The organism is Mesoterricola sp. MK458, assembly GCF_055384935.1.
Window position 1 is genome coordinate 2,668,229 of record NZ_AP045075.1, and the last position, 20,355, is coordinate 2,688,583.

General features: G+C 64.8%; 18 protein-coding genes. 6 read left to right on the forward strand and 12 right to left on the reverse strand.

Annotation, left to right across the window (positions count from 1 at the left end; all coding sequences use genetic code 11):
• Nucleotides 1-35 precede the first annotated feature (35 nt).
• Nucleotides 36-665, reverse strand: coding sequence for a CGNR zinc finger domain-containing protein (locus tag ACZ5LB_RS11630; protein ID WP_464602387.1), 630 nt, complete (start codon nt 663-665; stop codon nt 36-38).
• A gap of 85 nt (nt 666-750) precedes the next feature.
• On the opposite strand from ACZ5LB_RS11630, the gene ACZ5LB_RS11635 reads away from it, so the two are divergent.
• Nucleotides 751-1,734, forward strand: a complete 984-nt coding sequence (locus ACZ5LB_RS11635; protein ID WP_464602388.1) for a PP2C family protein-serine/threonine phosphatase — start codon at nt 751-753, stop codon at nt 1,732-1,734.
• On the opposite strand, the gene ACZ5LB_RS11640 is transcribed toward ACZ5LB_RS11635, so the two are convergent.
• Nucleotides 1,735-2,406 (reverse strand): hypothetical protein, encoded by a 672-nt coding sequence (locus tag ACZ5LB_RS11640; RefSeq protein WP_464602389.1) that lies wholly within the window; start codon nt 2,404-2,406, stop codon nt 1,735-1,737.
• 279 nt (nt 2,407-2,685) lie between these two features.
• On the opposite strand from ACZ5LB_RS11640, the gene ACZ5LB_RS11645 reads away from it, so the two are divergent.
• Entirely contained in the window at nt 2,686-5,043 is a 2,358-nt protein-coding gene (locus ACZ5LB_RS11645; RefSeq protein WP_464602390.1) for an ABC transporter permease, read from the forward strand.
• Between the two features lie 16 nt (nt 5,044-5,059).
• Here the strand turns inward: ACZ5LB_RS11645 and ACZ5LB_RS11650 are convergent, their stop codons facing one another.
• The 4 genes from ACZ5LB_RS11650 to ACZ5LB_RS11665 form a co-directional block, all read right to left on the reverse strand.
• Nucleotides 5,060-6,391 (reverse strand): metal-dependent hydrolase family protein, encoded by a 1,332-nt coding sequence (locus tag ACZ5LB_RS11650; protein WP_464602391.1) that lies wholly within the window; start codon nt 6,389-6,391, stop codon nt 5,060-5,062.
• Nucleotides 6,392-6,522: 131 nt separating this feature from the next.
• On the reverse strand, nt 6,523-7,149 hold the full coding sequence (locus ACZ5LB_RS11655; RefSeq protein WP_464602392.1) for a fused DSP-PTPase phosphatase/NAD kinase-like protein: 627 nt from the start codon (nt 7,147-7,149) through the stop codon (nt 6,523-6,525).
• Between the two features lie 506 nt (nt 7,150-7,655).
• A complete protein-coding gene (locus tag ACZ5LB_RS11660) occupies nt 7,656-8,462 on the reverse strand; it encodes a hypothetical protein (RefSeq protein ID WP_464602393.1) in 807 nt (268 codons plus the stop codon).
• 36 nt (nt 8,463-8,498) lie between these two features.
• Nucleotides 8,499-11,864, reverse strand: coding sequence for a class I SAM-dependent DNA methyltransferase (locus ACZ5LB_RS11665; protein WP_464602394.1), 3,366 nt, complete (start codon nt 11,862-11,864; stop codon nt 8,499-8,501).
• A gap of 287 nt (nt 11,865-12,151) precedes the next feature.
• Here ACZ5LB_RS11665 and ACZ5LB_RS11670 point away from each other — a divergent pair, with 287 nt between their 5' ends.
• From ACZ5LB_RS11670 to ACZ5LB_RS11685, 4 genes are all read left to right on the forward strand, one after another.
• Nucleotides 12,152-12,706, forward strand: coding sequence for a Panacea domain-containing protein (locus ACZ5LB_RS11670; protein WP_464602395.1), 555 nt, complete (start codon nt 12,152-12,154; stop codon nt 12,704-12,706).
• A 3-nt stretch (nt 12,707-12,709) separates the two neighbouring features.
• Entirely contained in the window at nt 12,710-13,117 is a 408-nt protein-coding gene (locus ACZ5LB_RS11675; protein WP_464602396.1) for a hypothetical protein, read from the forward strand.
• 468 nt (nt 13,118-13,585) lie between these two features.
• Entirely contained in the window at nt 13,586-15,295 is a 1,710-nt protein-coding gene (locus ACZ5LB_RS11680) for an NUDIX domain-containing protein (protein ID WP_464602397.1), read from the forward strand.
• A gap of 4 nt (nt 15,296-15,299) precedes the next feature.
• Nucleotides 15,300-15,614, forward strand: a complete 315-nt coding sequence (locus tag ACZ5LB_RS11685) for a hypothetical protein (protein WP_464602398.1) — start codon at nt 15,300-15,302, stop codon at nt 15,612-15,614.
• 52 nt (nt 15,615-15,666) lie between these two features.
• On the opposite strand, the gene ACZ5LB_RS11690 is transcribed toward ACZ5LB_RS11685, so the two are convergent.
• The 6 genes from ACZ5LB_RS11690 to ACZ5LB_RS11715 all read right to left on the reverse strand — a co-directional run bounded on the left by ACZ5LB_RS11690 (nt 15,667) and on the right by ACZ5LB_RS11715 (nt 20,340).
• Nucleotides 15,667-15,978 carry a hypothetical protein gene (locus ACZ5LB_RS11690; protein ID WP_464602399.1) on the reverse strand — a complete coding sequence of 104 codons (312 nt, stop codon included), beginning with the start codon at nt 15,976-15,978 and terminating at the stop codon, nt 15,667-15,669.
• A complete protein-coding gene (locus ACZ5LB_RS11695) occupies nt 15,975-16,532 on the reverse strand; it encodes a hypothetical protein (RefSeq protein WP_464602400.1) in 558 nt (185 codons plus the stop codon). The genes ACZ5LB_RS11690 and ACZ5LB_RS11695 overlap by 4 nt, the downstream gene beginning before the upstream one ends.
• A 303-nt stretch (nt 16,533-16,835) precedes the next feature.
• Nucleotides 16,836-17,060 (reverse strand): helix-turn-helix domain-containing protein, encoded by a 225-nt coding sequence (locus ACZ5LB_RS11700; protein ID WP_464602401.1) that lies wholly within the window; start codon nt 17,058-17,060, stop codon nt 16,836-16,838.
• Nucleotides 17,061-17,219: 159 nt separating this feature from the next.
• Nucleotides 17,220-18,443 (reverse strand): tyrosine-type recombinase/integrase, encoded by a 1,224-nt coding sequence (locus ACZ5LB_RS11705; protein ID WP_464602402.1) that lies wholly within the window; start codon nt 18,441-18,443, stop codon nt 17,220-17,222.
• A gap of 455 nt (nt 18,444-18,898) precedes the next feature.
• Nucleotides 18,899-19,261, reverse strand: coding sequence for a phosphomannose isomerase type II C-terminal cupin domain (locus ACZ5LB_RS11710; RefSeq protein ID WP_464602403.1), 363 nt, complete (start codon nt 19,259-19,261; stop codon nt 18,899-18,901).
• 8 nt (nt 19,262-19,269) lie between these two features.
• On the reverse strand, nt 19,270-20,340 hold the full coding sequence (locus tag ACZ5LB_RS11715; protein WP_464602404.1) for a mannose-1-phosphate guanylyltransferase: 1,071 nt from the start codon (nt 20,338-20,340) through the stop codon (nt 19,270-19,272).
• Between the last annotated feature and the right edge of the window lie 15 nt (nt 20,341-20,355).

Sequence of the window (20,355 nt, forward strand, 5' to 3'; positions counted from 1 at the left end):
GGCGGTCTCGCACCGCGAAGCCTCCTTCGCCTTCGTCACCCCTCCGGCAGGGCGCCGCCCCCCGCGTTGCGGTGGTAGTGGCGCCGGGCCTTGGCCCGGTTGCCGCAGCTGCTCATGGAACACCAGCGCCGGGTGCCCGCCCGGCTCCGGTCCATGAACAGCCAGGTGCATGTGGGGCCCGCGCATTCCCGGATCCGCCCCCGGTCCTCCGAGGCCAGCAGGTCTGCCGCCGAGCGAACAATGGGCCACAACGGAGCGTCCAGGGCGGTCCCTTCCCAGCCCCACCGGAATCCGTCCACCGTGGGTTCAAGCCGGAGGTGGCCCAGGGCTTCCGCCAAGGCCCGGTTGAAGACCCGGAGGTCGCCCGGCCGTGCCGGCCGCCCCGCCGCGCTTTCCGAACAGAGCCCGAAGATGGCCTCCCGCACCTCCCGCACCCGGGCCAGGGCCGCCCGGGCGGCCCCGGGATCCTCCCCTACCCACCGGGCCAGGGCCTCCTCCCAGGCATCGTCCACCAGGCCGGCCTGCCGCGCGAAGGCGGCCACGTGGTCCATGGACGGGAGCTGGTCGCCCTCCTCCCGCCCCCGATCCGGCCAGGTGTTGGCGAAATCCAGGCAGAGGAAACCGGCGGACAGGGCAAAGGAGGGCGTTTCCAGGAGGGCGTCCATGCCCCCAATATAACCCATAAACGACCCTTGACAGGTTATTGTCCGGGAATTATCTTAACCGCCACGAAAGCGCGAGGAGGTTACCATGACGCCCACCGAGACCCTGCTGCTGGACCGCCTCACCGCCGGCCGGGACCACCTGGCCAACCTGGCCTCCGCGGCCCACGAGGAGCGGCTGGCGGACCTGCTCCGCCGGGTGGACGGCGCCATCGGCGCCCTGGAAACCGGCCGGTGGGGCACCTGCTGCGTGTGCCGGCAACCCGTCGCCCCTGACCAGCTGGCCCAGGACCCGCTCCTGCAGGTGTGCCTGGAGTGCCTCACCCCCGAAGCCCGCCGTGCCCTGGAGCGGGACCTGGAGACGGCCGGCCGTGTCCAGCGCGCCCTCCTCCCCGCCCCCTTCACCCGCTGCGGTGGCTGGGAGGTGGCCCACCTCTGGGAACCCAAGGGCGCCGTTTCGGGCGACCACGTGGACCTCATCCGTCCGCTGCGGCCGGGGGACCCGCTTCACCTCCTCCTGGGCGACGTGGCCGGCAAGGGCGTGGCCGCGTCCCTCCTGCAGGCCCACCTCCATGCCCTGTTCCGGGCCCTGGCCCCCGCGGGCCAGCCGCTGCCGGACCTGCTGGCCCAGGCCAACGGGCTCTTCGCCCAGGCCACCCTCACCACCAGCTATGCGACCCTGGCCGCCCTCCGCCTCGCTTCCGATGGCGAGGCGGAACTGGCCAACGCCGGCCACACCCAGCCCCTGTTGGCGGACGCCCAGGGCGTGCGGCCCGTGGCGGGCGGCGGCCTCCCCCTCGGGCTCTTTCCCGATTCCGTCTTTCCCCGCCAGGACCTGGCCTTCGGTCCCGGACAGACCCTTCTCCTCTACACCGACGGCTGGACCGAGGGGACGAAGGACGAGGAGGAGTTCGGAGTCGGCCGGGCCGCCGCTGCCCTGGGCCAATCCTTCCATCTGCCCCTGCCGGAGCTGCTTGCGGCCTGCCGGGCTGCCCTGGACCGGTTCCTGGAGGGGGCGCCCCGCCAGGACGACCTCACACTGGTTGCGGTGCGGTGGACAGGCGAGGCCTGATCAGGACTTGCTGGGGTTCGCCGAAGCGCCCTTCGGCAACGAGACCTCGCCCACCCCTTCGGCCCACATGGCGGCCAGCTCGAAGCGCACCTTGAGCTCGCGAAGGTTCCAGAGGATCCGTTCCAGTTCCGCGGGGCTGAACCGCTCCAGCCGGCGCCTTGCGCCCTCGGCGGTGGTGATTCCCCCCAGGGCGGAGATGGGCGTGTAGTCCACGGGCTGGTCCAGGAAGGCCTGCAGGCGGCCCAGTTGCTGGTAGAAGTTGGCCAGGTCCTCGGCCTGGGCCTTGGGAAAGAGCTGCACCGACTGGTCGGCCAGCGCCATGCCCCAGGCGGAACTCTTCAGGTTGCCTGCGGTGTGGTGGATCGAAAGGTCTCCGAACGCCTGGGGCATGACCCAGGGCCGGTGGCTGCTCCGGGCTTCCTGGAGGCTCTCCAGGGCGGCGATGGTCAGCCCGAGGTTCCGGGGCAGATCCTGGTTCGCCAGGGCCAGCTTGTGAAGTGCCTGCCGGTTGCTTTCGGTTTCCCGGAGCACGGACGCCAGTGCCGCCTGGGCGGCCTGCCGTTGTATGCGGGCCTGGTTCCAGTTGTTCAGCCCCAGGGCCATGACCAGGCCCAGGAAGGTGGCGAACAGGGATTTGGCGAAACGTATCACGGACTCGGAAAAGCTCTGCACGGCCAGGCTCCAGTTATGGGATGACTTGATCATAGCGAGAGAAGGTAACGGACGGGCGTACGAGTGATCCCCCCATGGCCGGTCGCGATCCTGGATCCGGTTGCACCGTCCTGGGTTCTGGTTCTGGGACGGCCCATCCCGGATCCGGGACGCGGAACCCGTCCCGCGGCCGGCGGGCTGCCCGTAGTTGTTAATATGAGGACGATTCCCATGTTGGCATGGGATTGGCGATGCCCCGGGTTCACCTCAAAACGCATCGTTCGACCCGGGGGGCACGTGGTGACCGAACTCTTCCGACAGCTTGGGCAGGTTCTCCGGTCCCTCCGGCGCGCGCCGGGGTATGCCGCGGCGGCGGTGTTCACCTTGGCCATCGGCTTGGCGGGCGCCCTCGCGGCCCTGGCCCCGGCCTGGGACCTGCTGGGGCATCCCTTCCAGTTCCGGGAGCCGGGGCGGGTGGTCTGCCTTTCCGGGGAAGGTCCGGAGGGCGCGGCCTTCCTGCGTCCCCTGAGCGCGCCGGATTTCGGGGACCTGCACAGGGAGGTCCGTTCCCTGGCGGACCTCGCCGCCTGCAGGGACAGCACCCTCGACCTGGACACCCCCGAAGGGAGCCGGCAGGTGCGCACGGCCCTGGTCAGCGCGGGATTCTTCGGGGTGCTCGGCATGCCGCTGGGCCAAGGCCGGGACTTCACCGCGGACGATTCGCACCGGGGCGCGGCCCCCGTCCTCATCCTGACCGACCGGTTCTGGCGGCGAGCCTTCGGCGGCGACCCGGGCGCCGTGGGCCGAAGCCTCGTCCTGGACGGCGTCCCGCACCAGATCATCGGGGTCCTGGCGCCCCAGCGCCGCCTTCCCTTCTTCCTGGGCGATGCCGTCGCGTTCCAGCCGCTGGCCTTCCGCCCGGGGGAGCAGGGGCGGACCGTTCCGAGCTGCTGGGTCTACGGACGACTGGCCAAGGGGGCCTCCCTGGCCGCGTTGCAACTGGAACTGGACCGTCTGGCGCCCACCCTGGGGCCGGCCCGGCCCGGGGGTGACCGCTCCTGGGGGATCAAGGCCCGCGGCCTGCTCCCGTACTGGCGGGCTCGCCAGGCGCCGGCCCTGGCCATGACCGTCCTTTCGGGGCTGCTGATCCTGCTGCTGGCCTGCGCCAACGTTGCCCACCTCATGCTGGCCCGGAACCTCGACCGCACCCGGGAATGGGGCCTGCGCTCCGCGTTCGGGGCCGGGACCTTCGGCATGGGCCGGCCCATCCTGGTGGAGGCGGCGGTGCTGTGCGGATTCGGCGGCCTTCTGGCCTGGTGGTTCCTGGCGGGCCTCCGAGCCCTGGATGCCCTGCCCGGCGAAGCCCTGGGAGGACCGGTCCTGGGGCTCATGGCCGGGGCCCTGGCGGCCGCGGTGCTCCTCACGGCCTTCCTCCCCATCCGCTGGGCATCCCGCCTGGATCTCCACGAGGCCCTGCGGGAGGGAGGCACGGCCTCGGCATCCAGGGGCAGCACCTTCCTGCGGGGGTGGCTCGCGGTGATCCAGTTCGCGCTGGCCTTCGCCCTGCTGGTGGGCGCCGGCATGAGCCTCCGGGCCCTGGAGCGGCTGCGGAACATCGATCCCGGATACCGTCTCACCGATTTGAGCGTGGCCATCGTGACGCTGGGGGGCGGCGGCGACGGGGTGGACCGGGGCCTGGCCTTCCAGCGCCAGGTGCTCCAGTCCCTGAAGGAGACGTCCGGCATCCAGGCGGCCGCCATGTCCAACACCCGGCCCCTGGTCGACCAGGGCCACAGCGGCAACGTCTGGCCGGATGGAGGCCAGGGGTGCCTGGAGGCCGGCCAGCATGCCGTCAGTCCGGAGTATTTCCAGGCCCTGGGAATCCCCCTCCTGGCCGGCAGGAATGTGGGAGAGCGGGAGACGGGCGCATGCGTGGTGAGCTTCCAATTCGCCCGGCGCTGCTGGGGCGAGGCGCCGGCCCTGGGCCGGACCCTCCACCTGGGCGGTGCGAACGGCCCCGCCCTCGAGGTGGTGGGGGTCGTGGGGGAAGCCCGCATGAGCCGCCTGGTCCGGGAACCCCTCCCGGCGGTCTACACGCCCCTTGCCCTCCAGGGCGCCGGCTACCTCACGGTCTATGTGCGCAGCTCCGCCCCGGCAGCCGCGCTCCAGGACATCGTGAAACGGGTGGTTCACCAGGCGAACGGCAACGCCCGTTTCCGGGAATTCCAGAACCTCGCGGCCCGGGCGGCCCGGGAAGGCGAGGAGCCGCGGAGGGTTGGCGGGCAGACACTGACGGCGGGATTGCTGGCCGCCCTCCTGGCCGGCGTAGGCCTGGCCGGCACGCTGGCCCAGGCCGCGGCGAGGCAGAAACGGGAATGGGGCATCCGCATGGCGCTTGGCGCCACGCCGGTCCAGCTGTTCGGACTGGTGTTCCGCCGGGTCGCCTTGCTCCTGGGTTCGGGCCTGGCCCTGGGCGGCGCCCTGACCTGGGGGCTGTCGCGCATCCTGCAGCACCAGTTCCTGGGCGTCGAGGCCGCGGACCCGGCCATCCTCGCGTCCGCGATCCTGGCGCTGGGACTCACGGGCCTGGTGGCGGGGCTCACCCCCGCCCTGCGCGCCGCCCGGACCCAGCCCGCAGTGGCCCTTCGATCCGAGTGACCTGCATGGACCCTGGCTAGGGCAGCGTGTTCTTGTGGATGCGGCCGCCCTTCATGATGACCATGAACTTGTGGTCGGGATCCGCCACCAGGTTGATGTCGGCCAAGGGATTTCCGTCCACCAGCAGCAGGTCGGCCAGGGCCCCGGGCTCCACCACTCCGAGGCGGCCCGGGTAGGGGTTGCGCGGGCCGGAGAGGGCCAGCACCTCGGCGTTGGTGCTGGTGGCCATGGCGAGGGTTTCGGCGGGGGTGTACCAGCGAACCAGCTTGGCCAGTTGCGCGCCCTGGCGGGCGGCTTGCCTGGGATCGAAGAGCACGTCGGTGCCCCACGAGGTCTTGACCTTGTACTTCCGGGCCAGGGCGTAGGCGGCGTCGGTGCCGCGGTGCATGGCCTTCTCCTTGGCTTCGTTGTCGGATCCGGGGGGATAGACGGCCGCGTCCTCGTCGTCCAGGAAGGGCTGCAGGCAGAGCCAGATGCCCTTTTCGGCCAGGAGCTTCGCGGTGGCTTCATCCATGAGCTGGCCGTGCTCGATGCATCGCACTCCGGCACGCACGGCGGTCTGGATGGCTTTGGGCGTGTAGGCGTGGACGGTGACGTAGGTGCCCCAGTTGTCCGCGGCCTCCACCGCGGCGTGGATTTCCGCTTCGGTGTACTCGGCCACGTCCAGGGGATCGTAGTTGGAGGAGACGCCGCCGCCCGCGCAGAGCTTGAGCAGCACCGCGCCGCGCATGAGCTGCTCCCGGGCGCGGATCCGCACCTGGTCGGGGCTGTCGGCGAGGGCCGAAATGCCGCTCACCTCGCTCTGGGACAGGGGCGCCCCGGGGGCCCGGGGGACCTCGTAGGGCATGCGGAAGTCGCCGTGGCCGCCGGTCTGGGAGATCAGGGCGCCGGCGGGCCAGATGCGGGGCCCGTCGATGATGCCCGCGTCGATGGCCTGCTTGATGCCGAAGGCAGGGCCCCCAACATCGCGCACACTGGTGAAGCCCCGCATGAGGGTGGCGCGGGCCTCCTTGCCGATCACCGAGAAGAGGAAACCGGGATCCGCGCCCATCATGGCCATGGGCACGGGCGCGAGGCACGCGTGCCAGTGGGCGTCGATGAGGCCCGGCATGAGGGTGCGGCCGCCGCCCTGGATCACCTGGGCGCCGGCCATCTCTTCTGCGCCCAGGGGAGCGGTGGTGATCTTTTCGATCAGGTTGCCGCGCACCAGGACCTGGGAGGGCGCCGAAAGGGAGGCGCTGCGGCCGTCGAAGATCCGCACGTTCCGGAACACCACCGCTGCGGGCGGGGCCGCCACGGCGACGGCGCCGAGCATGAGAAGGAGTACGACCCAGGATCGATGGAGCATGGGGCCTCCGATGGGATGGATAGGACGGATTGTATACCTGGTTGTTCGGCTGCTATCCCGAATTCAATCCCGTGCAGGTTTCGGCATGGTCCTCAGGGGCATTCCCCCAAGCGCCAGGATTGTCTGAATACCTATTTCACCCAGGCCATGAAGACCGGCTGGGGCTCCTTGTCAACGCGGGCCTTGAGATCATCGGCCTTCAGGCTTTTCACGAAGGCCGGATTGAAGACCCAGACCTTGTTGAATTGGAAGGCGTGCATTTCCTCGATGGCCTGCTCCGGCGTCCACCCGTGGACCATGATCCGGTAGGCCGCCACGTTATACCCTGTGCGGTCCCTTCCCTGGGCGCAATGAATGAACACCGGCCAGTTTGCCTTGTCCTGAACGACCCGAAGGAATTTGGCGATGTTTTCCTCGGCCGGGATGAAGGAAAAGGACGGAAAGCGGAGGTACTTCAGCCCGGTCCCCTTGAGGAGTTTGAAGTCGTCGTGGTCATGTCTGAAGCTGATGACGGTCCTGGCCCCCTGCTTCTCCAGATTCCTGAAGCCCACTGCCGTGGGCTGCGCCCCACGCCACAAGGCGTCGGACACCCGGGCGAAGTTGATGACCCCTGGCACTTCCGTATCGCTCGGGACTGCGGAATGGACGGGGAGGGGGGAGGCGACCTGCTCCTCCCGCCTGGGTGCTTGAGCCGTCAACGGCATACCCACCACCAACACCGGCACGGCTGCCTGGCGGAGGAGGAAGGCGAATGACATGTGAACTCCCAGGGTCTAGAAACAGCAGAATAGCTTGAAAATTCGTGAGCGTTCAGGCCCCCTCACGTCCACCGAAAGCTCACAAGAAGACCGGAGAGGTCGCACAATTCCTGGCCAACGACGTGGAAAAGGTGCGAACCCGGAAGAGGCTCCAGGGCCGCGATCCGAAAGGCCTTCGGTTCGATCATCCAGCCCTTCTCCGACGGGAACGGTCGGACCGGACCATCCGGAACATCCCCGTACAGTGAAACGCCCCGAGGCGGGGGCGTTAGAAATTAACTTAAATTCTTTTTTATCAATGTTTTTATTCAATTCTCTTTGCACTTCCGGCAAATTTCCGGCATTCCTGCTTTGAAGCCTAATCCAAATGGGTCCCGAATCGTTCATTGGCGAACACTCTTAGACTCGTCCCCGATCCCCATTCCCGACCACTAGGCCATGAAAGTACCGAATCTGGGGGTCGACCCTAATTCAGAGTGACCGTCCGCTGAACTCTGGTCAGGTTGCTACTGACCAGAAATGGGGAGGGAGACGGTGAACCAGAATTTGACCGCGACGGGGACCGGTTCCCTCCGCCACCCCTTCGGAAGGATTCGCCCTCCCTCAAAAACAAGATCAAATCGTGATAACTGGGCCTCCATGGAGTCAAAATGTATGAATGACTGCCTGGGCCAAATACCCTTAAGGGTCGTGGATAGCCGATGCACAAGGTCGAACTGGGAAATCACCACGGTTTGGTTTGTCTCCAAAATTTCGTCAAAGACAGTCTGAAGTTCGGCAATCTCGCGGGGGGTGAGGACGTTCATCAGCAGGTCATGGCTAATATAAGTGTCTGGCCGGATTTTATTGGCAGAAAAGAATGCCTCCAAGTGGTCATCGACCCTTGCCTTGACCTTGGTCCGGAGGGTGATCAGTCCTTCGACAGTTCTATATCCGTTCCGCGCCGCAATTACTTCCCCAACAAGGTTCCTGTGTTTTGTTGCGAGCAGCCACCCCAAATCCTCAATGTGAAGGCTGGGAACCTCCGAGAACCCGACCAAGGCCCTCTGTGTGAACCATCCGTGATCCCTGATCCCCGGCGTTCGCCACGAGGCAATTTGCCGTTCGGTGTTTAGCAGGTCGTTAACATGTTGTACAAGCACCATTAAGGCATAATTACCCGATGCAATTCTTCGCCTTCTTTCCGCGACATACATCAAGAACCAATTGACCGCCAAAGCAAACAATGCACCGCCGAGAGTGGAGATGAACGGGACCACCCACTTCAACCACAGGGGGTCCCCGCCACTCATGTGAACAATCACTTCTGGCATGTCCCCACTCCCTTATTGAAATTTATTGGTCCCGTTCTATGCCCCCAGTGCCTGGGGCCGGTGCCAACGAGGGCCATTGGCGGTTTCCACGCGGCTGACCATCCCGAGGTCGGAGAGGAGGTCCAGGTGGGCGGTGATTCTGTCGCGGAAGCGGCCCCGGCTCTTAAATACCTGGGCAATAGCCTCCAAGGACCAGAGGTTTCCTGTCGAGAACACGACCTCGCGGAGAGCCGCGAGTTGGGGCTTGAGGTCCTTGGGCCAGGGCCGGGGCTCCAGACCCCCGATGGCGACGGGGGCCTCATCCTCGGGTTCCAGGTCGAGGACGCGGGTGGCCACGGGCTGGATGGTCTCGGGGGCCTGGTATTCAGGCCGAAGCCAGCGTACGAACCCCCGAGCCTCCTCCGCGACCCTCTCCTTGTTCAAAGCCACGAGGTTCCCAAGGATGTCGGCCTCGGCGAGGTCCACCGGCCAGCCATAGGCATCGGCCACGGCAGCGTCAAGATCGTCGTGGAGCTGGCGGAGAATTTCGGTTTGGGCCAAGTCGTGCTGATCCCGCTCATGGAGAGTGAACACCTCCCCCGACCTCAACTTGGTCAATAGGTTATACATTCCCGTGAGTGTAGCGCCCCGACCCTGAGCCGATTTGCGGTGGGCGTCCAGGCGCTCGGCAAGGTCTCGGATAACAGCCTTCTGTGGTTCGGTAACATCCGGGAAGGGGAAGGTGTCGAAGCAACGCGTTTTGTTGTAGCGGGGGCGGTCCTCTAGGACACCACCCGAGGCCAACGTCCAGAAAACATGAATTTTGCTGCTAAGCACCCCCAAGTGGAAGGCATCGTCGGAAGCGACCGCGATGAGCATGTTGTCCGGGCGAACTTCCGCCTCGAGGAACTGGAAGGTCCGGTGCTTGGCTGTCTCAACAGTGACAATGAAACGCCGCATGCCCTTTGTCGAAACCCGAAGGCCCTCCCGGACCCAGCCGAAGAGCCACCAGTTGTTTCGGATGGGGTCGCGGCGGTTCTGGTCACGCTCTGGCTTCACGTGTTCATAGACATGTTGGTATGGCCCAGGAAAGCGGCGTTGGGCCTCTAGGGCAGTCAGGCCATAGAAGTCGATGACCATGACTCCCCTAGGCCGATCCATCAGGTCTCGCCCGTTGACATAGGGGTGGACAACCGGTGGCCTACCCCATGCCTCCCATTTCTCAGGGCTGACGATGAACCCCGCACCGTAGAGCTGAACCCCCGCCCAGGCCAACCTGTCGTTGGATTTCAGAGCGCGGGCCTCGGCGACATTGGCCCCAGCACTCAAGTCTTCATTGATGAGGTCTACTGTGCTTCCCATGATCTGGACGGCGGCGGCTTCTGCTTCCGGGGATTCTCCGCCCGCTTCCTTAACCACCCGTCCAAGCCAGGACTGGCCCTCCAGACCACCCACGGTCATGGCGATCCGTACAGCGGCACCCTCATCGGTCCAGGGGTGATCGGGAACGGCCCACAACAGCTTCAGGGGTGGCTTCCCATTCACATGGCGGACGATGACGCCACGCTGCTTTACCTGCCGCAGGCTATTGGTAGTGATGAGGCCAAAGCGCCGTGTGCGGCCGGAACGGACCGCCAGGGCTGCCTTGTGCCACCAGTAAAGGACGAAGTCCACGGTGTCGGGCACATCGGGGTAGGCGGCCCTCAGGGCCTCGGTATAACCATCGCCGAGGGCGTCGCGCATTCGGGCGTTCCCCAGGAAGGGGGGGTTCCCCACAATGAAGTCGGCTTCGGGCCACTCGGCGGCCATAGGGTTGACCAGTTCGAAGATGGGCACACGACCCGTCTCGTCGGGGACCTCCAGGCCGGTCACCGGATGAAGCTTGGTGGCCCGCCCATCCCAGCGGGTCCGGCCGGTGTCCCGTCTGCCTGTCCAGGTCAGCACGGCATCGCGGCATTCAATATTGCCGTTTGCCTGAAGTACAGGTTCCGGCGGGGCCATGTCGGGGTGCATGCGGTGGAACCATTGCAGATGGCTGATCCACAAAACCAGGTCCGTGATTGCGGCGGCCCAGGGCTTGACCTCCAGACCAATGAACTGCCCAGGCGTCACCAGGACGCCTTCAAGGGCCAGGGAGCGGCCCGTTTCGCCCAGGTCCTCCAGGCGTCGTTGGACTTCCCCTTCTAGGCGCTTGAGCACGTCATATGCCGTGGCAAGGAAGTTTCCGCTGCCGCAAGCGGGGTCCAGGACGGTCACATGCGCGAGGTGGCGCTGGAAGTCGTGCATTGTCTGCCGGGCCTTGGCGCGGTCGGCCTCCGTGGGCTCCACCCCCAAGAGGGCCAGGGCTTCGGCCTGGGCCAGCTCCCACTCCGCCCGCAAGGGCTCCTCCAGGGCGGGGCGCAGCAATCGTTCCACATAGGCGCGGGGCGTGTAGTGGGCCCCGAGACGGTGGCGTTCTCGAGCGTCGAGGGCACTTTCCAGAAGCGTCCCGAATATGCTTGGGTCCACTTCGGACCAGTCAAATGCGGAAGCCGAAGCCAGGCGTGCGATCTCCTCCGGTGTGAGGGCGAGGGCCTTGCTCTCCTGGAACAGCCCGCCGTTGAACCTCAGCACCTTGAGCGGTCCCCAGAATCCGCCCGTATTCATCGCCGCCCACAGGGTCTCAAGCCCCTGGGGGAAGGCGTCGGGGTGTTCCCGCCACGCACCCTCCAAGGCGTTCTGGAACAGCTTCTCCGGAAGCAGTCCCACGTCCTCGGCAAAAAATGTAAAAACGACGCGCATGAGGAAACGGGCCACCACGTCAGCTTGGAATCGGCCTTCCAGGCTGCGCGCGAGACCGCCCAGCGCCACGGCGACCTCCCGCGTCACCGTCGTCCGAGCCCGCGCGGGGTCCAGACTTTGAGGGTCAAGCCAGATCGCTCGGAAGTAGTCGCGTACCTTGGCGTCCTTGAGGTCGTCCATGGTGAAGCTGCGCCGGGCCCCGTAGCCTCCGTAGGAGCCGGAAAAACCGTTCCAGACGTGGAAGCCGTGCCCGATGTCGCAGGTGATGACGAAGGGGGGCCGCGAGGGGAGGTTCCTGGCGTAGTTGACGGCCTGCCCGAAGGCCCTCTCCAGGTATTGGTCATAAGCGCGGGTGCCCCTGATGGGGGCAGCGCCCGGTACTTCCTTCGTGCGCCCCTGTTTCGCTTCAAGAACGAAGCACCCTTCCCTGTAGAGGTCGATGCGGCCCGTGCTGGTGGAGCCATCCAGGTGGGTGATCTTCAGATCCTTTTCAAGACAGTAGGTGGGCCCCGGCCCCTTGGGCTCCGGGGGAGGGAGTTCCAGGGCCTCGCAGAAGTCCCGCAGGAACAGTGGGAAATTGGCCCGCTCATTTCCAGCAGAACCCCGCCACAGGGTTAGAAAGGCGTCCAAGGAGGGGGGCATAGACAAGTACCATACCTGCTGCCTGGCTGCCCGGAAAGGATCCGCCCCTGATGGTGGCTTCCCAGGGATTAAATCAGGACGCCTCCAACCTCCGGCTTCACCCCACCTCAATTTTAATTAATTCATGAATAGGAGAATTTGAGACAAAACATTCTGATTCCGCACGGGATGGGAAAGCGTCGCCTTCTTTGGGCCTGGAATAGTTGCATCCGGGCCTTGGCATGGCTCGATAAAATGGCATAATTCAGAGGCACGGTCCCTCCCCTATGACCCCACCCATGCGATACATGACCTTCAACGAGCACAAAGTGGCCCAGATGGCGGCCTACCTGCTAGACAAGCCGGGTGGGCGCATGCCGCATTTGAAACTTATGAAGCTCATGTACCTTTCGGACCGAGAAGCCTTCGACCGCCTGGGCCGCCCTATCAGCGGGGACCGCGCCGTTTCCATGCCCCATGGTCCTGTCCTCTCGCAAACACTCAACCTGATGGACGGGGATGTGGAATCCGCTCCTGATGGCTGGTGCTATTGGATTTCCGACAAAGAGAATAATGAATTATCCCTCAATCGCGCCGTGGACCGGCCCTCGCTAGGGGAACTGAGCGACGCAGAAATCGAAATTCTCGACCATGTATATGCGAAGTATGGCCACATGGGCAAATGGCAGATCAGGGATTTCAGCCACTCCCTCCCGGAGTGGGCCGACCCCCAAGGAAGCTCCCTCCCCATCGCGACCCAGGACATCTTCAAGGCGCTGGGTAAGAAGGCCGAAGCTATCAAGGGCATGGTGGCCCGCCTGGACGAGGACAGAGCCGTCGACGCCTTCTTCGCGTCGCTCTAGCGGATGCTCCTGATCCTGCCCCGACTCACCGTCCTGGTGCCATCCGGCCCGGAGCACGATCCTGACCGCAAGCATCTATTTGTGGTGCTCACCGCGCCCTATTGCCAGCCGGGAGGCGTCCCATCAGTGGCCATGGTCTCCTTCCGGTCCGTGGACCCTGCCCTGCCCTTTGACCGGACCTGCCTCCTGGATAAGGGGGACCACCGGTTCATCAAGCACCCGACTTGGGTTGACTACGGAAGGGGCCGTATTGAGGCCGCTGCGGCCATTGAGCGCGGCATCCAGAGCGGGGCGCTGGTCCGGCATGATCCTCTCAGTGAGACTGTCTTCCGCCGCGTCGCCGCCGGGCTGTGCACCTCCCCGATGACACCCCGGAAGGTATCGGACTTCTATCTTGCCGCAACCAATTGAGGAAGCCCCTGGGGGACGTCAGACCGTTCCGTTCGAACCTTCAAAGCTTCAATCACGGGCCCTCCCCCATGCCCCTGAAGGGTCCATAGGCATTAAAGGCCCCGCCCTGGCATTGGGCAAGGTGGCCCTAATACTGTCGACAGTCAATCAGCGGTAAAAATCACGACTGTCGACAGTAAATGTCGATTTTTAGTAACTTTCCTAATGCAATTTGGGGGCATTTCCAGTTGGATATATAAATCACCAACCAACCCGGAGCCTCACCCGATGGTCATCCATCCTCGTAAGAACGACCAAGGCCAGACTGTCCCCATCCTTAAACCACACTTTCCCTCACCACTCGGGGCCTGGGGAGACCCCCTAGGGATTGCCATCGTGATCCCTGACGGGCCCGTCCCCAAGGCCGTGAATGGGACATCCTTTGGCCTGCCATGGCTCTTTCCGCCTGGCAGGGACCAATGGGAGCAGATGAGCACCGAGGCCCGGTTTGATGAACCTCCGTTCGAGCCAAATGGACTGGAGACCGCCGCTGGGGCTGTCGTGGTCGAGCCTGACGGCCGACTGTGGCTGGTCTCCCCGACCAATGCTTTCGGTGGCTACAAGACCACTTTCCCGAAGGGGAAGACCCATGGTAGTGGTCTTCGCGGCACGGCCCTCAAGGAGGTGTTCGAGGAAACGGGGCTATTCGTGGAACTGTTCGGGCACTTGACCGACGTTGATCGGACGACCTCCCGCACCCGGTATTACCTAGCCCGCAGGAAGGGCGGGAGTCCGTCGGATATGGGATGGGAGACCCAGGCAGTGCATCTTGTGCCCCTGGAGCAGGCCAAGAGTCTCCTGAACAAGGAAGTCGATCACGCGGTGGTGGATGCCCTTCTGGACCGCTGGGGTGACTGGGTCTGGTGGTTTGAGCACTCCGAGTTCAAAAGCCCGGCATGGGAACTTGCAGCATCAGGGAAGGAGGCCGCCCGCCCATGGCACTGGGTCCATCTTCCCCTGCCCCAGAAGCACGTTCAAATCCCTCTGGACGTGGTCCTGAGCCGGGTCGAGGCGGAGAACCTGAAGCTAGGGTTTATCCCCCGGATGATGGAGCAGAAGTGGTTCACCTACTTCGAGGGCGACACCCTCTTTGAGCACCGGAGTTGGTCAGGGTTCTGCATCGACCAGATCGTTTTCCGCCCGGATGGCGAGGGAATGCGAGCTGTCCAGGCTCTTGTGAACCGGGAACCAAGACAGTATGGGTGCCGCGACGACGAGGAGGACCGGCGCTTGATCGAGACGCGCATCAAGCAGCTCGCCAACCTCACGGAAGAGGATCGCAACGCTGAGGACCCCTTCGTTGGCGGTCTCAAGGCGGCCATGGTCCCCAACTACCTCGGGAACCCGACGGTAGTCCTCGGGCTCCTGGAGCCCTATTTCAAGGCCCTGTTGAACCATCAAATGGCGCTCCGCACTGGAAAGCCCGACCCCAATGCATTCGAGTCGAATCTAAAAGCGAACGCAGCCCTGGCGAACATCTTCTCAGGCGAGAACCCGGACTACTCGGTCATCGGCACCTGGAATACGGCCGGCGGCCTCGGGGCCTTGGTTGTCCAGGCCCTGGACCTGGACCCGGACTACTACGCCGACGAGAACCAGTTCTGCATCCTCTCGGAGGGATTGGCAGGCGTCGGCATCTCCATAGGGGAAATGGTGGGGGCCTTCCTGAAGGACCCCGGCGCAGACCTCAAGGAAGACCTGTTGCCCTGCGTGGCGGGGGTCCTGCATTTCACCGCCTCCGTGATGATGGGCACCCAGCCCGTTCTCTACCCCGGCCTCACCCTCAAGCGTTTCCATTACGTTTCTCGGACCGAGGCGGAGGATGAGGTGCAGCCCAGGACTCGGCGGCGAGTCCCGCCCAGCTCCAGCGAGGAGACCGAAGAAATCGAGGAGCTGCTGGAATCCATCAAAGCCAAGATGGGCCGCCCGATCACGCTCCCTGGCCCCATCGGTGCCCTCGCCAAAAAGATGGGAGGGGAAGACAAACTCGCCGAGGAAATGGGTGTCTCCACGCGGACAATTCGCCGCTGGGCCAAGGGTGGCGTCATTCCCAAGCTGCCCTTGAAAGTGCTCCGGGAACGATGCATTCAGCATGATGTGGACTGGATGGAACTGGCCCCAGGCCAGACAAAGGAGTGAGAGGATGTGGATTTTCACCAGCTCTGCCTTCCTATCGGTTGTTGACAAGGGTGGCGATGGCTCCACCCTCCTGGTTCGGGGACGACGGGAGGGAGAAATCGAAGCGGTGTTTCCAGGGGCGAAGGTGGAATGCACGCCCCGAAACGATTACAGGTTCCGGGCTCGGATCAAACGGGAGGAAGTCGCCCAGGCGGTGGCCGAAATGATTCGAAATATCCGGTACGACAACTTCAAATCAACCGTCACCGATGAAGCCCGGCACGATGCCTACATGGGCGTCTGGGAGGAGCTTTACCAGTATCAGGCCCGCCATAAGTAGAGGGCCCGCCCGGATCGGTCCCCTTAACTCCTGGCACCCTTCCCGGCTCTCGTCAGCGATCTTCGGCCAGAAGCCGCCCCATTGTCCTCAGGGCTTGTCCGAAATCCTGGGTTTCGATGGCCCTCGCAAAGGCCCCAAGGCCGCGCTCCCGGCGCAGGTATCCCATGATCCTGAAGGCCATTCCCGCTTGGGCCGCCGTGGCCTCCAGTAGGCTGTTCACGGCCTTGAAGGCGGAGGCCCTGGAAGCATAGCCGAGGGACTGGGCGATGGCCGCGTAGGACCAGCCTGACGCCCTGAGCAGGGTGGCCTGTGCCTGGCGCTGCTGGGCCAGGACCATGCGGGGGGTCGAAACCGCCTTTGTCATGTTGTTGCCTGCCCTGGGTTTTCCGGGCCACCCGGTATTTTCCGGGCATATCCGGACCCGGTTTCACGCCCTGTCGACACCTTGCCTTTCCTAAGCAAGCCAAGGCATTGAATGTGATTGTGGCCGGAAGTCAACTCTTTCACCGCATCGAGCATCAAAGCTTCCGGCCAGTCCACCCGCAAGAGGGTTCCTTTCAGGATGTAGCTCAGGCGGGGCCCCCAGGATTCAGCTCCTCGGCCAAGCAACTCAAGGCCCTGCCCATTGGGATGGCTGTATTCCATGGCCTCCAACCATGTGCCCATCATCCAGGTTGCGAAGGCCCCGGCATCCGCCTGGTCCCGGCTGAAGACAAGGACATGATGATGGGGATGCCCATCGCCGCCCTTTCCGGGCGCAATTTCGGTGACCAGGAGAAGGCCCACCTTGCTTTTCCATCCGTTCACTTTCTTCCACGCCTGCTTTTGAAAGACGAACTTTCTAGCCAGGGCCAGAGCCGCCACCCCTGCCTCCACGCCCACTTGGCCTGCGCCAGGGTTCATGGTCAGGAAGGCCACCCCGCCCCCTTCCCCGAGGATTTGGAAGATTCGGGGGCGCATCTTGGAGGCCACGCTCCTTTGGCGAAAACCCTGGCAGCCCGAGCAGAACCGTTGGTTGCATGAAACCCTCCGCAGGGGGGACCCTGGCCCCTCCGCCATCTGGATCAGCCTGCCACAGGCCCGCAAAGCCCTTGGTGCCCTGGGAACCCCCGCCTGCTCCAGTCGGTCGGCGATAGCAAGCATCTCGTCGCGATCGGGTCGCTCCCAGCTCCGAGTTGGTAGTGAAGTTGCTCTATGTTCAAGAATGATCATGGAGGCGCTCTACCGTTCGCCTGCAATGCCAGAGGCAGGGCGAAGTGACAGCAACCATCGCTCGGCCTCGTCAGCCGGGATGAGGGTCCTGCGGCCGGACTTCAGGGCAAGGAGCCGCCCCGCCTTGATTTCCTCGTAGACCCTGGTCTTGCCAAGACTCATTGCCTTGCAGAAGTCGGCGATGGAGAGTGCCCGGCAGGGATTCAATCCTCGGGCAGAAAGGGATGGATTCATGGTGGCCTCCGAACGTTCGTAGTCGTTCAGGAGAAACTCCCACGGGGCCACAGCGCTCGCATCATGCGCTCCCGCTGGGTTTGCACTTATGGAAGTACTAGGTCAGCCACGCCCGGCGCGGGAAGGTCCCTCAGCTGATTTCCGTGCGTGGCCCTCGTCCTAGCCTTCCTTGATTTTCAGGGCTTCCACGCCACTGGGCTGGTGGATTCCCAGCACGGGGGCGAGGCGCTGGATCGCGAGCGTCTTGGCCGTCTTGCACAGGTGCCCATAGTGCTCCTCGACCATCCGGGTGTCCCGGTGGCCGAGTTGCTCCGCAATGAAAATCAATGGGAGCCCGGCATTCACGAGCCCTGAGGCATAGGTGTGCCGAAGCTCATGGAAGACCATCGGCTCCAACTCCGCCGCTTCATACGTTTCAGCCATGCGCCTGCACAACTCCGCGCGGGTCCAAATGCCGGAAGGCACACCATCGCGCCTCCGGTAGGTGGTGCGGGGCAGGATCAAGTCGTCATTGCCCAGCCCGGCGGTGATTTCTGCAAAGAAGGCCACCCCCTCGGCGGTGAGGGTGATGTATCGCTTCTTGCCCGTCTTGGAAAGCTCGATGAACAGGGTGCCCTGCTCGGGGTCGAAATCCGCCTTCCTGAGCCTTGCGAGTTCCCCTTCACGGGCCCCGGTGAACAGGCCCGCCTGGAGCAGGCGGCGGAAATCGAGGGATGCGGCGGCATTCACAAGGCGCTGCTGATCCTGGACGCTCAGGAATCTCATCCTGGCTGATTTGGTCTCCTTGAAGGGCCGCACGTCCCTCCACCCGGCACTCGAGGGCACCTTCCGGTCGCGGTGCGCAAGATTCAAGGCCGCCCTCAACATGGTCCATAGGCGATTGGCCGTGGACCTCCGGGCCCGGAGAGCATCTACGTCCGACGCCTTGGGAGCCTCCTTGCCACGGTAGCGGGCTGCCGAGTCGGCCAGCTCCTCCATCCACAACTCGATTCGGCGGCGGGTGAGCTTGGCGGCAGGGATATCGCCCAGGGCCGGAAGAATGCGGGCTTCCAAATCCCATTTCATGCGCTTGGCCGTCTTTACACCGGCCCGTTCCCTGTCTGCCAGATAGTCCAGACAGGCGTCCCGGACGGTGTAGTCGCCAGTCTGGACCCTCTCGCCGGTCGCCAGATGGAAAGCCTCCTTGAACCACTCGCGTGCCGCCTCCTGAGCCTGGCCGAAGGACAGGACCATCTTCCCGTCCGGTTCGCTGAAATCATCGGCAGCGCCCAGGGCCTTGGTCTGGCGGGCGGGCTTGGCGACGGGGTCGTAGAATTTTGCGATCCAGTTCCCGCCGTTCTCGCCCTTGTAGTAGCCGAGGGTCCTGCCCTTCTCCATGGGCATCCAGTAAGGCTCCTTGCGCTTCGCCAGCTTGGAGCGGTTCGTTCGGTTCCGAAGGTTGGGGGCGTCTTTGGTCCGGGGCATGCCAGATTATGGCATCCGGCAAATATCCGGCAAGGACGGGAGTGAAAATGGCCGATCGCAGACGGACGGAGGCGGAATGTGAATAGCCCAAATCCTTATTTTTCAATGTCCATTGACGTTCGCGAAAGTTCTCACCGTACAGTGAAACGCCCCGAGGCGGGGGCGTTTCGTGTGGGAAATTTTGGCGGGGTAGATTAGGTGGGAAGTGTCTTGCGGGAGTCCCCGATCGTGGGGGACTGGTCAGATTGAAGGGACAAATGGTGGCGTGAAGCTCCTTGGGTCCTGGAGCGGCAAGCCGGTCCAGGAGGAGCACCTCACGGTCAGCATACGCCTTTCGGGGGCGGGGGGCAAACCTGACCTGTCCGGTCAATCGTTCAGTTGCGGCCGTAGACGTCCTCCAGGCGCTCGATGTCCTCCTCGTCGAAGGTTCCGAGGCTGATCTCCAGGACCCGCACGGGGCTGGTCCGGGCGGCCTCGCAGCTCAGGCGGTGCACGCTGCCGGCGGGGAGCCAGATCTGGGCGCCCTTGTCGGGGGTGAGGACCTTGCCGTCCAGCTCCACCACGACGCCGGCGTCCAGGGCGATCCAGAGTTCGTTGCGCTGGCGGTGGCGTTGGAGGCTCAGCTTGGCGCCGGGGCTGCAGGTGAGGATCTTGACGGTGCAGGGCTGGTTCAGGACGAACTGGTCGAAGCTGCCCCAGGGCTTGTCGACGTGGAGGGTGGCGGGTTTCTGGGTCATGGTGTCCTCTAGAGGAGATCGGTGCGGCCCAGGGAGGCCAGGCGCTCCACGATGGTCTTCACGTCCTGGGCGCGGTCCTTGCGGCAGAGGAGGAGGGCGTCGGGTTCGTCCACGACGATCAGGTTCTCCAGGCCGGAGCCCGCGATGAGGCGCTTGCCGCCGAAGATGGCGCAGTTGTTGGATTCGAGAAGGATGGCGTCGCCCTGCACGACGTTGCCCGCGGCGTCGGCCTCGTGGAATTCCACCACGGCGGGCCAGGAGCCCACGTCGGACCAGCGGAAGTGGGCCGGAACGACGGCCACCCGTTCGGATTTCTCCATGAGGGCGTAGTCGATGGAGAGCTTGGGAAGGCGGCCGTAGGCCGCGGCAAGCCGGGACGGGTCGGCGCCGGCGGCCATCCACGCGTCGAGGGGGGCGAGGATCTCGGGGCAGTGACGCGTGAGTTCGGCGCGCAGATCCTGGAGGGTCCACACGAACATCCCGGCGTTCCAGAAGTGCCGGCCGGACTCGAGGTACTCCACGGCCCGCTCGTAGGTGGGCTTCTCCCGGAAGGCGGAGGCGCCCAGGACCTTGCCCTTGCCCTCGGTCTCGATGTAGCCGTAGCCGGTCTCCGGGTAGGTGGGACGGATGCCGAAGACCACCAGGTCACGCTTGCGGGCGGCGTGGTCCACGGCGGTGTCGATGTCCTCCAGGAACTTTTCCTTGTCCCCGATCCAGGAGTCGGCGGAGAGCACCACCATGACCCCATCGGGGGTCCGGCTCTCGATGACGGCCAGGGCCAGGGCGAGGCAGGGGGCCGTGTTGCGGCCCTCGGGCTCCACCAGCACGTTGCCGGGGGGGAGCTGGGGCAGCATGCGACGGGTTTCGGCGGCCAGTTCTTCGGTGGTGACGATGTAGATGTCGCCGGGCAGGAAGGACGGGGCCAGACGGTTGACGGTGGCGTTCAGGAGGGTTTCCTCCCCCACCATCGCCAGGAACTGCTTGGGGCGGGCGCCCCGGGAGCGGGGCCAGAAGCGGGTGCCGCGGCCGCCAGCCATGATGACCGCGACCTTGCGCGGGCCGTTCTTTTGTTTGGTCATGGGAAGAATCCTCTG

Coding starts and splice junctions, on each gene's coding strand:
- ACZ5LB_RS11630 (WP_464602387.1), bottom strand. CDS start 665: ATGGACGCCCTCCTGGAAACGCCCTCCTTTGCCCTGTCCGCCGGTTTC.
- ACZ5LB_RS11635 (WP_464602388.1), top strand. CDS start 751: ATGACGCCCACCGAGACCCTGCTGCTGGACCGCCTCACCGCCGGCCGG.
- ACZ5LB_RS11650 (WP_464602391.1), bottom strand. CDS start 6,391: ATGCTCCATCGATCCTGGGTCGTACTCCTTCTCATGCTCGGCGCCGTC.
- ACZ5LB_RS11655 (WP_464602392.1), bottom strand. CDS start 7,149: ATGTCATTCGCCTTCCTCCTCCGCCAGGCAGCCGTGCCGGTGTTGGTG.
- ACZ5LB_RS11660 (WP_464602393.1), bottom strand. CDS start 8,462: ATGCCAGAAGTGATTGTTCACATGAGTGGCGGGGACCCCCTGTGGTTG.
- ACZ5LB_RS11665 (WP_464602394.1), bottom strand. CDS start 11,864: ATGCCCCCCTCCTTGGACGCCTTTCTAACCCTGTGGCGGGGTTCTGCT.
- ACZ5LB_RS11670 (WP_464602395.1), top strand. CDS start 12,152: ATGACCTTCAACGAGCACAAAGTGGCCCAGATGGCGGCCTACCTGCTA.
- ACZ5LB_RS11675 (WP_464602396.1), top strand. CDS start 12,710: ATGCTCCTGATCCTGCCCCGACTCACCGTCCTGGTGCCATCCGGCCCG.
- ACZ5LB_RS11680 (WP_464602397.1), top strand. CDS start 13,586: ATGAGCACCGAGGCCCGGTTTGATGAACCTCCGTTCGAGCCAAATGGA.
- ACZ5LB_RS11685 (WP_464602398.1), top strand. CDS start 15,300: ATGTGGATTTTCACCAGCTCTGCCTTCCTATCGGTTGTTGACAAGGGT.
- ACZ5LB_RS11690 (WP_464602399.1), bottom strand. CDS start 15,978: ATGACAAAGGCGGTTTCGACCCCCCGCATGGTCCTGGCCCAGCAGCGC.
- ACZ5LB_RS11700 (WP_464602401.1), bottom strand. CDS start 17,060: ATGAATCCATCCCTTTCTGCCCGAGGATTGAATCCCTGCCGGGCACTC.
- ACZ5LB_RS11705 (WP_464602402.1), bottom strand. CDS start 18,443: ATGCCCATGGAGAAGGGCAGGACCCTCGGCTACTACAAGGGCGAGAAC.
- ACZ5LB_RS11710 (WP_464602403.1), bottom strand. CDS start 19,261: ATGACCCAGAAACCCGCCACCCTCCACGTCGACAAGCCCTGGGGCAGC.
- ACZ5LB_RS11715 (WP_464602404.1), bottom strand. CDS start 20,340: ATGACCAAACAAAAGAACGGCCCGCGCAAGGTCGCGGTCATCATGGCT.